The 12574-nt window shown below is 73.2% G+C and carries 14 protein-coding genes; 10 read left to right on the top strand and 4 right to left on the bottom strand.

Features of this window, described 5'->3' with window-relative positions; translation table 11 throughout:
• Positions 1-29: 29 nt before the first annotated feature.
• On the bottom strand, positions 30-1496 hold the full coding sequence (locus H596_RS0103740; RefSeq protein WP_027283760.1) for a porin: 1467 nt from the start codon (positions 1494-1496) through the stop codon (positions 30-32).
• A 231-nt stretch (positions 1497-1727) separates the two neighbouring features.
• Positions 1728-2321: a thiamine phosphate synthase gene (locus H596_RS0103735; RefSeq protein WP_051212312.1), complete on the bottom strand. Its 594-nt coding sequence runs from the start codon at positions 2319-2321 to the stop codon at positions 1728-1730.
• Between H596_RS0103735 and H596_RS0103730 the strand changes: the two genes are divergently transcribed.
• Positions 2320-3012, top strand: coding sequence for a YggS family pyridoxal phosphate-dependent enzyme (locus H596_RS0103730; RefSeq protein ID WP_027283758.1), 693 nt, complete (start codon positions 2320-2322; stop codon positions 3010-3012). The genes H596_RS0103735 and H596_RS0103730 overlap by 2 nt on opposite strands.
• On the opposite strand, the gene H596_RS0103725 is transcribed toward H596_RS0103730, so the two are convergent.
• Positions 2985-3413, bottom strand: a complete 429-nt coding sequence (locus H596_RS0103725) for a hypothetical protein (RefSeq protein WP_027283757.1) — start codon at positions 3411-3413, stop codon at positions 2985-2987. The two genes, H596_RS0103730 and H596_RS0103725, sit on opposite strands and share 28 nt — an antisense overlap.
• Positions 3414-3533: 120 nt before the next feature.
• On the opposite strand from H596_RS0103725, the gene H596_RS0103720 reads away from it, so the two are divergent.
• Genes H596_RS0103720 through acdA form a run of 3 tightly spaced genes read left to right on the top strand, consistent with a single transcriptional unit; the run spans position 3534 to position 5996 of the window.
• Positions 3534-4094 (top strand): NifU family protein, encoded by a 561-nt coding sequence (locus H596_RS0103720; protein WP_027283756.1) that lies wholly within the window; start codon positions 3534-3536, stop codon positions 4092-4094.
• Between the two features lie 7 nt (positions 4095-4101).
• Positions 4102-4764: a DUF533 domain-containing protein gene (locus tag H596_RS22710; RefSeq protein ID WP_051212310.1), complete on the top strand. Its 663-nt coding sequence runs from the start codon at positions 4102-4104 to the stop codon at positions 4762-4764.
• A gap of 5 nt (positions 4765-4769) precedes the next feature.
• Entirely contained in the window at positions 4770-5996 is a 1227-nt protein-coding gene (acdA, locus tag H596_RS0103710) for a 3-sulfinopropanoyl-CoA desulfinase (protein ID WP_027283755.1), read from the top strand.
• Positions 5997-6147: 151 nt separating this feature from the next.
• Here the strand turns inward: acdA and H596_RS0103705 are convergent, their stop codons facing one another.
• Positions 6148-6813, bottom strand: coding sequence for a cytochrome b/b6 domain-containing protein (locus H596_RS0103705; RefSeq protein WP_027283754.1), 666 nt, complete (start codon positions 6811-6813; stop codon positions 6148-6150).
• A gap of 101 nt (positions 6814-6914) precedes the next feature.
• On the opposite strand from H596_RS0103705, the gene H596_RS0103700 reads away from it, so the two are divergent.
• The 6 genes from H596_RS0103700 to phnE (H596_RS0103675) all read left to right on the top strand — a co-directional run bounded on the left by H596_RS0103700 (position 6915) and on the right by phnE (H596_RS0103675) (position 12226).
• Positions 6915-7685 carry a hypothetical protein gene (locus H596_RS0103700; protein ID WP_027283753.1) on the top strand — a complete coding sequence of 257 codons (771 nt, stop codon included), beginning with the start codon at positions 6915-6917 and terminating at the stop codon, positions 7683-7685.
• A gap of 87 nt (positions 7686-7772) precedes the next feature.
• Positions 7773-8744: a phosphate/phosphite/phosphonate ABC transporter substrate-binding protein gene (gene phnD / locus H596_RS0103695; RefSeq protein WP_027283752.1), complete on the top strand. Its 972-nt coding sequence runs from the start codon at positions 7773-7775 to the stop codon at positions 8742-8744.
• A 23-nt stretch (positions 8745-8767) separates the two neighbouring features.
• Positions 8768-9745, top strand: coding sequence for a phosphate/phosphite/phosphonate ABC transporter substrate-binding protein (gene phnD, locus H596_RS0103690; RefSeq protein WP_027283751.1), 978 nt, complete (start codon positions 8768-8770; stop codon positions 9743-9745).
• Positions 9746-9772: 27 nt separating this feature from the next.
• The gene (gene phnC / locus H596_RS0103685) at positions 9773-10585 is read left to right on the top strand and encodes a phosphonate ABC transporter ATP-binding protein (protein WP_027283750.1); all 813 of its coding nucleotides are present in this window, start codon (positions 9773-9775) and stop codon (positions 10583-10585) included.
• Entirely contained in the window at positions 10582-11406 is an 825-nt protein-coding gene (gene phnE, locus H596_RS0103680; protein WP_027283749.1) for a phosphonate ABC transporter, permease protein PhnE, read from the top strand. The genes phnC and phnE (H596_RS0103680) overlap by 4 nt, the downstream gene beginning before the upstream one ends.
• Position 11407: 1 nt before the next feature.
• Positions 11408-12226 carry a phosphonate ABC transporter, permease protein PhnE gene (phnE, locus tag H596_RS0103675; protein WP_027283748.1) on the top strand — a complete coding sequence of 273 codons (819 nt, stop codon included), beginning with the start codon at positions 11408-11410 and terminating at the stop codon, positions 12224-12226.
• Positions 12227-12574 lie beyond the last annotated feature (348 nt).

The following is a 12574-nucleotide window of genomic DNA, read 5'->3' as shown; positions in this document are numbered from 1 at the left end:
CCCGGAACTTCCCCTCGGGAAGCCCCGCCTCAGAAGGCGAGGCGGGTGCCGAGGATGAAGGTGTTGGTGAACATCCGGTCCTGGATGCCGGCGCGGCCCGCGTCGAGGTCGCGACCGCGCTCGCGGATCGAGTGGTAGACGTACTCGGCGATCAGGTCGAGGCCGGGCGCCAGGCGGTAGTTGCCGCCGATGCCGAGACCCCAGCGACGCATCATCGCCTGGTTGGTGGACTGCAGCGCGCCCGTGGAGGACACGCCCGGCACGCCGCGCGTCATCAGCCCGGTGCTGGAGCTGAAGCCGAAGCGGGCGCCGCCCTCGACCAGCGTGTTCGTGTAGTTCACGCCGACCGTGATCGGGCCGTTGGTGTACTGGGCGCCGAGCACGAGCTGCTCGCCCGTGCGGTCGCCGCGCACCGGGTTGCCCCAGAAGAAGTTGAAGTCACCGCGCTGGTACATCGCACCGAGCGTCGCGCCCATGTAGGAGACCTGCGCGCCGACCTGCCAGATGTTCAGGTCGGACATGGTGCGACGCTGCGCGCCGAGGTCGGTCAGATCCTTGGCGGCGTTGCCGTAGATCCAGCCCACCGTGGCGGAGACGCCCACGCCGGAGAAGTTGCCGCGGTAGCGCAGGGCGGTCTGCCACTCGTTGCGGCGCACGCCGAGCTCGCCGCCGCGGGCCGGGATGCCGGCGCTGGTGGCGCCGCTGAAGGCGTAGGAGCGGTCGCAGAGGCCGGTGTTGGTGTCGTTCGGGCAGCCGTGCTGACCGCCGGTGCCGAGGTTCGGCGCATAGCTCACGCCGAAGTCGAAGCCGAAGAACTGCGGCGTCATGTAGACGATCTTGGTGTTGTCACCGAGGCCGCCCGGCGCCGTCTGGGTGCGGTTGCCGCCCTGGCGGGTCTGGAAGTTCTCCCAGATGCCGAGCACGCCGCCCGTGCCGAAGCCCGTGATCCAGCCCGAGTTCATCAGGCCGCCCATCACGCCGTCCTCGTCACCGAAGCGGACCTGGCCGAAGCGCGGATGCGCCACGAACACATAGGCCTCGTCCATCGCGGCCGCGGTGCGCGAGGTGCCGAGCGCGTTGGTCGAGCCCGGCAGGATGGCGCGCGACTCGTTGTTGAAGACGATGTCCACCTGACCGCCATAGGTCAGGCCGTTCGCCAGCTTGCCCGAGACGATCACGTTCACCGTCGGGATGGCGATGAAGTCGAACTTGCCGAGGCGGGCATGGTTGCCGACGCCGGAGGCGGCTAGGTTGTTCGGGATGATGGCCGTGCCGGTCGGCGTGCTGACCGTCAGCGCGCCGGGCTGACCGGCGAAGGCCTGCATCGTGTAGTTCGTGCCGGGCTGCGAGAAGCTGCCCGACTGCTGGATGTAGCCGGCATAGGCCTGGATCGAGCCGCCGATGCGGACCGTGGGCGCCTGCTGCGCGGAAGCCATGGGCGCCCCCGCCAGAACCGCCGTCACGACCGCCGTCGTGCCCAGCAAAATCTTGCGCATGTTCAACTCTCCTCACGCGCCGGGCGCGCCCGGCTTGTTCCCCTGACCCCCTCCCCCATTGCTGGTGGGAGTTGCGACCCCCGCCCCTCGCCTGGCCTGCGCCGACGGCATGACAGGGCGCGGGAATCGCCGGGTCCGCGCCGGACTATGCGTTGGGGGGTTACGCGCGGGCAACCGGGGATGCAGGCCGGCCGCGACTTCCTTGAGACACTGTGGCGGACACGCCACAGATCACGCCGCGCCCGCCCAGGCCCCGATGGCCGCCCAGCCCGCGCAGAGCCGCCGCGGCAGACGCCGGACCCGGCGCGCCGACATCCCGCCCAGCGCCACCGCCGGGCAGGGCAGGGCCCGGGCCAGCGCCGCCCAGCGCAGCGGCCCCAGCGCGGGGGCGCCCGGATGGCTCGCCGTGGGAAAGACGGGCGAGACCAGCGCCGCATCGGCGCCAAGCCGCCGCGCCCGCGCCACCCCCGCCCGGCCATGCACCGCAAGGCTGAGCAGCGGGCGCGCGCGCGGCCCCGCATGCCTGCGCATCATCAGAAAGGGGAGCAAATGCCGCATCAGGCGATGCTCCGGCACATGCAGGCCCGCCCTTGCGGCCAGCGCCCCCCGCCCCTCCCCGGCCAGGATCAGCATCAGGCCGCGCGCCCGCGCCCGGCGCGCCGCCGCCGCCGCCAGCCCTGGCGCGGGCCCGCGCAGCAGCACCGCCGCCCCGCGCGGCAGCCGCGCCATCAGCGGAAGCGGGTCCGGCAGCCGGGCGGGGTCGCTCAGCAGCCACAGCCGGGGCACGCTGGCGTCGCGCCCGCGCGGGCCTATCCTGTGCGGCATGTGGAAGCACATCGCCGACAACCTCGCCCGGATTCGCGCGCGAATCGAGGCCGCCACCGCCGCCGCCGGCCGCCCGCCCGGCAGCGTCGCCCTCGTCGCCGTCTCCAAGACGCATCCGGCGGAGGCGGTGCAGGCCGCCCTCGCCGCGGGGCAGATGGTCTTCGGCGAGAACCGCGTGCAGGAGGCCGCCGCCAAGTTCCCCGCCCTGCGCGCCGCCCATCCGGGGCTGCGCCTGCACATCATCGGCGGGCTGCAGACCAACAAGGCGCGCGAGGCGGTGCGCCTCGCCGACGTGATCGAGAGCCTGGACCGCCCGAAGCTCGCCGCCGCGCTCGCCGAGGCCATGGCGAAGGAGGGCCGCCGCCCCGACTGCCTCGTGCAGGTGAACACCGGCGAGGAGCCGCAGAAATCCGGCGTCGCCCGCGCCGAGGCGCGGGATTTCCTGCGCGCCTGCCGGGAGGAATGGGGCCTGCCGGTCAGGGGCCTCATGTGCATCCCGCCGGTGGATCAGGATCCGCGGCCGCATTTCGCCTTCCTCGCCGGGCTTGCGGCGCGCGAGGGGCTCTCCGTGCTCTCCATGGGCATGAGCGGGGATTTCGAGGCGGCCATCGCCGAGGGCGCCACCCATGTGCGGGTGGGCAGCGCCATCTTCGGCGCCCGGGCTCAGGCGAACTGGGACCAGCGCCGGTAGGCCTCGGCCACGCTGCGCGGCGAGGCGCCCTCCTGCCCCTCGGGCGCGGCCAGCCAGGGGTCGGGCCGGCCGGCCCGCGCCGCCGCCAGCCGCTCCAGCGGCTGCGAGAGCTCGACGATCGCGCCCAGCACGCCCAGGAACAGACCCGCCGGCCCGCCCACCGCCGCCGCCCCGGCGATGCGCATGACGGGATGGATCTCCGCCCCCGTCGCCGCCCGGTAAACCATGCCCAGCACCGGCACATGGTGCAGCGGATTGAGCCCCTGCAGGAACTCGTCGAAGCTCATCCGCCCCGGGATGGGCAGGGCCTGGTCGCCGTCCAGCGGCGGGCCGCCATCGGGCGGCGGCTCGGCATGGTGCGGGCGCATGCCGAAGGAGAGGCGGATGGGATCGTGCAGCATGGCGGCACTCCGGGGGGGGTCGCGCCATGGGCCTCGCAACCGCCATGCCAGCCGCGCCCGCTTGCATCGCCGGGCAAAGCGGACAACATCTGTCCGGGATCAAGGACCGCCAGGACCGCCATGTTCATCGAGACCGAAAGCACCCCCAACCCCGCCACGCTCAAGTTCCTGCCCGGCCGGGAGGTGATGGGCGCGGCCGGCACCGCCGATTTCGTGGCGGGCGAGGACGCCGCCCGCTCGCCGCTCGCCGCGCGCCTCTTCGCGCTGCCCGGCGTGGCGCGGGTGTTCCTGGGCGCGGATTTCGTCACCATCACCAAGACCGACGAGACGGACTGGCAGGCGCTCCGGCCCCAGGTGCTGGGCGCGGTGATGGAGCATTTCCTCGCCGGGCTGCCCGTGATCGAGGGGCTGGAGGAGGCGCTGGCCGAGGATTTCGAGCCGGCCGACGCCGAGACGGTGGCCCAGATCAAGGAGCTGCTGGACAGCCGCGTGCGCCCCGCCGTGGCCGGCGATGGCGGGGACATCGTCTTCCGCGGCTTCCGCGACGGCATCGTGAAGCTGAAGATGCAGGGCGCCTGTTCGGGCTGCCCCTCCTCGCGCGCCACGCTCAAGCACGGCGTCGAGAACATGCTGCGCCACTACATCCCCGAAGTCCTGGCGGTGGAGCAGGTCGAGGCCTGAGGCCCCGATGGATCTGGGCCGCATCCTCGGCGCGGTGCTCACCGGGGCGGCCCGCCCGCCCCGCCGCCGCGCCCCCGCGGCGCGCCGCGGCAGCGGCCCCTTCGGCCTGACCCAGACCGAGACGCGCCAGATCGGCCGCGCGCTGGGCGCGCTGGCGGGCATCGCCGCCGAGGCGCTGGCCAAATCCCAGCGCCCCGCCCCGCCGCCATCCCCTGCCCCGGGCGGCGCCGCGCCCGGCAAGCCCCTCCCGCCCGTCGCGCCGCCGCGCCGCCTGCCTGAGACCGCGCCCCGCCCCGCCCCCGCCGCGCCCGAGCCGCTGGCCGAGCAGGCCGAGGCGCGGCTCATCCTCCGCGCCATGATCGCCGCCGCGAAGGCCGATGGCGCGCTGGACCGCGAGGAGCGCCAGGCCATCGCCGCCCAGCTCGACGCCGCCGGCCTCACCGGCCCCGAGCGCGACGCCGTCCTGGCCGAGTTCGACCGCCCCGCGACCATCGAGGAACTGGCCCGCGCCGCGCGCGACCCGATGCTGGCCGCCCAGCTCTACGCCGCCGCCTTCGTCGCCATGGGCGAGATCAGCCCCGCCGAGCGCGCCTGGCTTGACCGCTTCGGCGCGGCGCTCAGACTGGACGCGGCGGCGCGCTCCACCATGGAGGCGCGCCTCGGAGGATAGCGCCCATGTTCACCCTCACGCCCGAGCAGGAGCACCTGCGCGGCGCCGCGCGCGAGATGGCGCAGGAGGCCGCCGCCCAGGCCGCCGAGACGGACCGCACCGGCCAGTATCCCTGGCCCATGGTGCGCCGCATGACGGAGGGGGGCTTCATGGGCCTCACCATCCCGCGCGCCTGGGGCGGCCGGGGCGGCAGCTACCTCGACGCGGTGCTGGTGGTGGAGGAGTTCGCCAAGGCCTGCGCCGTGTGCGGGCGCATCGCCGTGGAGGCCAACATGGGCGCGATCGGCGCCGTCATGGCCTATGGCACCGAGGCGCAGAAGAAGCTCGCGGCCGGGCTCGTGCTGGCCGGGGACAAGCCCGCCATCTGCATCACCGAGCCCGAGGCCGGCTCCGCCGCCACCGAGATGACCACCACCGCCGTGAAGCGCGGCGACCGCTGGATCATCAACGGCGTGAAGCACTGGATCACCGGCGGCGGCGTCTCGAAGCTGCACCTGATCTTCGCCCGCGCCATCGAGGACGGGGTGGAGCAGGGCATCGGCGGCTTCCTCGTCGTCCGCCACGGCGAGAACGACCCGCCCGGCCTCGTGGTGGCGCGGCGCATCCCCTCCATGGGCCTGTGCGGCATGCCCGAGGCGGAGCTGCATTTCCGCGACCTCGAGGTGCCCGACCACATGGTGCTGCGCGCCCCCGGCGGGTTCAAGCGCGGCTTCGGCAAGCTGATGGACGCCTACAACGGCCAGCGCGTGGGCGCGGCCACCGCCGCGCTCGGCATCGCCGCCGGCGCCTATGAGCATGCGCTCGCCTTCGCCCAGCGCCGCCGCCAGTTCGGCCGCCCCATCGCGGAGTTCCAGGGCGTGGGCTGGATGCTGGCCGACATGTCCATCAAGCTCGAGGCGAGCCGCGCGCTGATCTGGCAGGCCGCCGCCAGCGCCGGCCCCAACGGCTTCCCCGACCGGCTGATGGCCGCGCGCGCGAAGGTGCTGGCCGCCGACTCCGCCGTCGAGGTCACGAACATGGCGCTGCAGCTCTGGGGCGCGGCCGGCTACTCGCGCGACAACCCGATGGAGCGCGCGGTGCGCGATGCGCGGATGTTCCCCATCGCCGGCGGCACCGCGCAGATCCTGCGCAACCAGGTGGCCGAGCAGCTCCTCGGCCGCAAGCTGCCGCAGACGCGCGAGGGCGTGCTGCAGCTCGCCATGAGCGAGGGGGCGAAGATCGCGGCGGAATAGGCCGCCGCGCAGGCGGCCGCCCGTCTCATACCAGCGGCCGCTGATCTCGACTCCTGAGGGGCCGGTGCGGCCGCTGCTATGCCTTTGTTTTGGCGCGCAGCCGCCACACCAACCCTGCGCGCGATACGGTCGGCATGTCATGCCGCCCGTCTCAATAATCCCCGAAGCTGCGGATGTAGAGCACCACCGCCGCGCAGAGCGCGAAGAGCGCGAGCCCCAGCAGCGGCGGGGCCATGCGCGGCGCGCGCGTGCCCTCGGGCATGGGCTTGGTGCCGATCATCATGGCCTGCACCAGGTCATGCCCCTTGATCAGCCGGTACCAGACGATGGCCAGGATGTGCAGCGCGATCAGCCCGAGCAGCACATTGATCACGCGGATGTGGAGGGAGGTCGCGAGGTCGCGCGTCTCCTCGCTCACCTGCCGGGCCAGCGGGCCATAGGTGAAGATCTGGTCGTAGGCGAAGAGGCCGCTCACCGCCTGCGCGAGCAGCAGCGCCATCATCGCCAGCGCCACCCAGCCGCCCGCGGGGTTGTGGGTGAGCTCGCGGTCCGGCCCCTCCTCGCGGCGGATGCGCGCGAGGTGGGCGAGCGCCGCGAAGGGCGACTTGAGGAAGGTTGCGAAGCGCGCCGGCTCCGACCCGAAGACGCCCCAGAGGATGCGGAAGGAGACGAGCGTGAGCAGCGCGTAGCCCGAATAGAAGTGCCAGTCCCATTTCTGCGCTTGGGCGGTGAGGTAGCTCACCGGAATGAGCAGCACGATGGACCAGTGCCAGAGCCGCACCCAGCCATCCCAGACCTTCACGCGCGTCTCGCCCATGCGATTCCCCGTGGCTCTGCGCGCCGCGCGCCCCGGCGAGGGCGACGGCTTGCGCGGCGCAGCATAGCGGGGCGGGGCGGGGCTCGGGCAAGCTCCCCGTCATGAACTTCGATTCGCTGGCGCCCCATGAGGGCGCGCTGCTGGCGTTGCTGCTGGGCTTCGGCGTCGCGGCGCTTCTGGGCGTGCGGGGCGGCGCGGGCTGGGCGGGGCTCGCCCTGCCGGTCGCGGCGCTGGCCGGCTTCGTCGTGACGCTCGGGGGCCTCAGCGCCTCGCCCCGGCAATTGCCCGAGCGCCTGCCCCTTCTGGCGGCGGGGGCGGCGGGGGCGGCGCTGCTGCTGGCCGCGCTGCCGCGCACCTGGCTCGCCCTGCCGCTGCTGCTGGCGGGGGCGGTGGCGGGGGGCTGGTGGCTGGCCGGCGCGCCGCTCTGGCCGCAGGACATCCATCGCGCCGCCCCGGTCTGGATCGTGCTGGCGCTGCTCGTGCCGCTGCTCTACCGCGAGGCGGCGGGCCCCTGGCGCGGGCAGGTGGCGGTGCTGGCGCTGGCCGCCGCGCTCTGGGCCGCGAGCACGCCCGGGCCCTGGTGGCCGCTGGCGCTGGTGCTGGCCGCCGCCGCCCTGCCGCTGCTGGTCGCCGGCGCGGCGATGGCCGAGCCCGGGCGCCTCGCCCTCGCCCCGCTTCTGGCGGGGCTGATGGCGGGGCCCGTGCTGGCGCGCGGCGCCCCGGCCGACTGGATCGCCGCCACCGCCCCGCTGGTGGTGCTGCTCGGGCCGCACCTCACGGGCCGACGGGCAGGCTGGCAGGCGCCGGTGCTGCTCGCCCTGCTGGCCGCCCTGCCGGTGGCGCTGGCCTGGGCGGTGGCGCGCTGGCTCTGACCGCATGGTTTCATCTGGTTGAAATAGAAATCTGCTCCGGGGCAGGCTATCGGCGCGCCGCATGACGAGCCGGAAAGGAAGCCCCGCATGATTCCGCGCCGATGGCTGCTCGGAGTCTCGCTCGCCCTGGGCCTCGCCGCCCCCGCCGCGGCGCAGGACTGCCCGCGCGGCGCGCTCGATTCCCGCTTCTGCGACCGCGACGGCGATCTGGTCGCCGACACGCCGACCGACCCGCGCCAGCAGGTGGACCCGCCCACCCTCATCTTCGCCTACACCCCGGTGGAGGATCCGGCCGTCTATCGCCGCGTCTGGCAGGAGTTCCTCGACCACATGCAGCGCGTCACCGGCCGGCGCGTGCAGTTCTTCGCGGTGCAGAACAACGCCGCGCAGATCGAGGCCATGCGCTCGGGCCGGCTGCACATCGCGGCCTTCAACACGGGCTCCACGCCGCTCGCGGTCAACTGCGCGGGCTTCCGCCCCTTCGCCATGATGGCGAGCCGCGACGGCGCCTTCGGCTACGAGATGGAGATCATCGTGCCGGCGAACTCGCCCGCGCAGCGCATCGAGGATCTGCGCGGGCGCACCATCGCCTTCACCGCGCAGACCTCGAACTCCGGCTTCAAGGCCCCCTCGGCGCTGCTCGAGAGCCAGTTCGGCATGGTGGCCGACCGCGACTACCGCACCGCCTTCTCCGGCCGGCACGACAACAGCATCCTCGGCGTGGCGAACCGCGACTACGACGCGGCGGCCATCGCCAACTCCGTGCTGAACCGCATGGTGGCGCGGGGCGCGGTGAACCCCGCCGCCATCCGCTCCATCTACCGCAGCCAGACCTTCCCCACCTCGGCCTACGGGGTGGCGCACAACCTCGCGCCCGCGCTGCAGGAGAGGATCCGCGAGGCCTTCTTCAGCTTCAACTGGGAGGGCACGGCGCTGCTCGCGGAGTTCCAGCGCAGCCAGCCGCCGCAGGAGAAGTTCATCCCCATCACCTATGCCGAGCACTGGGCCGTCATCCGCCAGATCGACCAGGCGATGAACGTCTCCTACGCCTGCCGCTGACGCCTTCAGGGAGAACCGACGCCATGTTCCGACGCGCCCTTCTCGCCGCCGCCTGCGGCCTCGGCCTCGCGCTGCCCGCCGCGGCGCAGACCGCGCCCGACTGTCCGCGCGGGCAGCTCGACGCCCGCTTCTGCGACCGCGACGGCGACCTGGTGGCCGACACGCCGACCGATCCGCGCCAGCAGGTGGACCCGCCGGTGCTGGTCTTCGCCTACACTCCCGTGGAGGATCCGTCCGTCTATCGCCGCGTCTTCGAGGGGTTCCTGAACCACCTCTCCCGCGTCACCGGCAAGCGCACGCAGTTCTTCGCGGTGCAGAACAACGCCGCGCAGATCGAGGCGATGCGCGCCGGCCGCCTGCACATCGCGGGCTTCAACACGGGCGGCACGCCGCTCGCGGTCAACTGCGCGGGCTTCGTGCCCTTCGCGGTGATGGCCTCCAACGCCGGCGAGTTCGGCTACGAGATGGAGATCATCGTCCGCGCCGACAGCCCGATCCGCAGCATGGAGGATCTGCGCGGCCGCAGCCTTGCCTTCACCAGCCAGACCTCCAACTCCGGCTTCCGCGTGCCCTCGGCCCTGCTGCGCGACCAGTTCAACATGCTGCCCGACCGCGACTTCCGCGCCGCCTTCTCGGGCAGCCACCAGAACAGCATCATGGGCGTGGCCAACCGCGACTATGACGCCGCCGCCATCGCCAACGAGGTGCTGTTCCGCATGGCCGCGCGCAACGTGGTGAACCGCGACACGTTCCGCACCATCTACAAGAGCGCGACCTTCCCCACCACCGGCTACGGCATGGCGCACAACCTCACGCCGCAGCTCCAGGAGCGCATCCGCGAGGCCTTCTTCACCTTCAACTGGGAGGGCAGCGAGCTGGCGCGCGAGTTCGGCAACTCCATCCCGCCCATGCAGCGCTTCCTGCCCATCACCTACCGCGAGCACTGGGAGGTGGTGCGCCAGTCCGACGCCGCGGTGGGCGTGCAGTATCGCTGCCAGTGACGGGGCGCGAATGGTAAGGAGGCGGGCATGACGCCCGATGCCCGCCCGCTCCTGGCGCTCAGGGGCCTGACGAAGCGCTACCCGACGGGCGATCTCGCCCTCGACGGGGTGGACCTCGAGGTTCCCCCCGGCCAGGTGATGGCGCTGATCGGCCCCTCCGGGGCGGGGAAATCCACCCTGATCCGCTGCGTGAACCGCCTCGTCGAGCCCAGCGCCGGCGAGGTGCGGCTGGACGGCGAGGATCTCACGCGGCTCGGCCGCGGGGCGCTGCGCCGCGCGCGCCGGCGCATGGGGATGATCTTCCAGGAATACGCGCTGGTGGAGCGCCTCTCCGTGATGGAGAACGTGCTTTCCGGCCGGCTCGGCTACACGGGATTCTGGGCCGCCTGGTTCCGCCGCTTCCCCCGGCGCGACGTGGTGGAGGCCTTCCGCCTGCTCGACCGCGTGGGCCTCGCCCACATGGCGGACAAGCGCGCGGACGCGCTCTCGGGCGGGCAGCGCCAGCGCGTGGGCATCGTGCGCGCCCTGATGCAGGACCCCGCCCTGCTGCTGGTGGACGAGCCGACGGCGAGCCTCGACCCCAAGACCTCGCGCCAGATCATGCGGCTGCTGGTGGAGCTGTGCGAGGAGCGCGGCCTCGCCGCCATCGTCAACATCCATGACGTGGCGCTGGCGCAGGAGTTCGCGCGGCGCATCGTCGGGCTGCGCCAGGGCCGCATCGTCTTCGACGGGCCGGCCGAGACGCTGGACGCGGCGGCGCTGACGCGCATCTACGGCGAGGAGGACTGGTCGCGCACCATCCGCCGCGCCGAGGCCGCCGAGGAGGAGGAGCTGGCGTGAGCGCCACCGCCGCGCCCTTCGACGCGGTCGCCGCGGCGCGCGCCTGGCGCCCGCCGCCGCTGATCGCGACGCGCTGGCTGCGCTGGGCGATCTATCTCGGGGCGCTGCTCTACGCCGTGCTGGGCGTGGCCACGGTCGAGGTGAACTGGGCCCGCGCCGCCGAGGGGCTGGAGCGCGGCGCGCGCTTCCTCGCCGGCTTCCTGCCGCCCGATTTCCTGACCAAGCGCGAGGACATCCTCGAAGGGCTGCTGGAGAGCGTGACGATGACGGTGGTCTCCACCGCCATCGGCATCGCGCTCTCCGTTCCCGTGGCGCTCGGCGCCTCGCGCAACCTGGCGCCGCTGCCGATCTACCTGTTCTGCCGCGCGATCATCGCCATCAGCCGCACCTTCCAGGAGGTCATCATCGCCATCGTCTTCGTGGCCATGGTGGGCTTCGGGCCGCTGGCGGGCATGCTCACCCTCGCCTTCGCCACCATCGGCTTCATGGCCAAGCTGCTGGCCGAGGACATCGAGGACATCGAGCGGGCCCAGGCCGAGGCCGTGCGCGCCACCGGGGCGGGCTGGTTCTCCTGGATCGCCTGGGGCGTGCTGCCGCAGGTGAAGCCGCGGCTGATCGGGCTTTCGGCCTATCGCCTCGACATCAACTTCCGCGAATCCGCCGTGCTCGGCCTGGTCGGCGCGGGCGGGATCGGGGACACGCTGAACACCGCCTTCGACCGCTACGAGTTCGACACGGCCGCGGCCATCCTGCTCATCATCATCGCCATCGTGCTCGCCTGCGAATACGCGAGCGGCTGGCTGCGGCGCTGGGTGCAGTAGCATGGCCGTCTCCACCGCCCCCGACGGAACGCCGCTGTGGCGCCGCCGCACGCCGCGCGGCGATCTGCTCGTCTGGCTGGGCTGGCTGTGCGGCGTGGCGCTGGCGGTGGCCTGCTTCCAGTTCATCTCGGACCGGACCATCTGGATGTTCGTCTGGGACGCGCCGCAGCAGGGCGCGGACCTGGTTGGGCGGATGTTCCCGCCGCGCTGGGAATACGCGCACCAGCTCTGGAAGCCGCTGTGGGACACGGTCAACATGGCGACCCTGGGCACGGCGCTCGCGGTCGTGATCGGCGTGCCGCTCGCCTTCCTTGCGGCGCACAACACCACGCCCTCGGTCGTTCTGGTGCGGCCCGTGGCGCTGATCGTGATCGTGGCCAGCCGCTCCATCAACTCGCTGATCTGGGCGCTGGTCCTGGTGATCATCCTCGGCCCCGGGGAACTGGCGGGCATCCTCGCCATCGCGCTGCGCTCCATCGGCTTCATCGCCAAGCTGCTCTACGAGGCGATCGAGGAGATCGACCCCACCCAGGTGGAGGCGCTGACGGCCACCGGCGCCTCCGGCGCGCAGGTGCTCACCTGGGGCATCGTGCCGCAGGTGATGCCGGCCTTCGCGGGCATCACCGTCTTCCGCTGGGACATCAACATCCGCGAGGCGACGGTGCTGGGGCTCGTCGGCGCGGGCGGCATCGGCATGCAGCTCGAGGCGTCGATCAACACGCTGGCCTGGCCGCAGGTGACGGTGATCTTCGCCCTCATCCTCGCCACCGTGCTGGTGAGCGAGTGGGTGAGCGCGCGGGTGCGGCATCATATCATTTGATGCCCTCAGGCGCCGGGCGCGCGCTCCGCGCGCTGGGCTGCGCCGCGCGGCGGGCGCGCCCGGCCGCGAGGGCAGGTGGGCGGCGCCGGCCGCCTTGCGGCCGGATCCCCTTGCAAGGCCGCGAAGCTTCGATCCTGTTGCGCGTGATGGCGACGCCATCGCGAAAAGGGTGTCCTCCTCGGCGCCGGGCGCGCGCTCCGCGCGCTGGCTGCGCCGCGCGCCGGGCGCGCCCGGCCGCGAGGGCGGTTGGGCGGCGCCGGCCGCCTTGCGGCCGGATCCCCTCGCAAGGCGCGAAGCGTCGATCCTGTCGCGCGTGATGGGGGGCAACGGCGACAAGGCGTGCGTCTC

It is taken from the genome of Rubritepida flocculans DSM 14296, assembly GCF_000425365.1.
GTDB lineage: Bacteria > Pseudomonadota > Alphaproteobacteria > Acetobacterales > Acetobacteraceae > Roseococcus > Roseococcus flocculans.
Note: the sequence above shows the minus strand (reverse complement) of the source record. Positions and strands in the feature narration are given on the sequence as shown.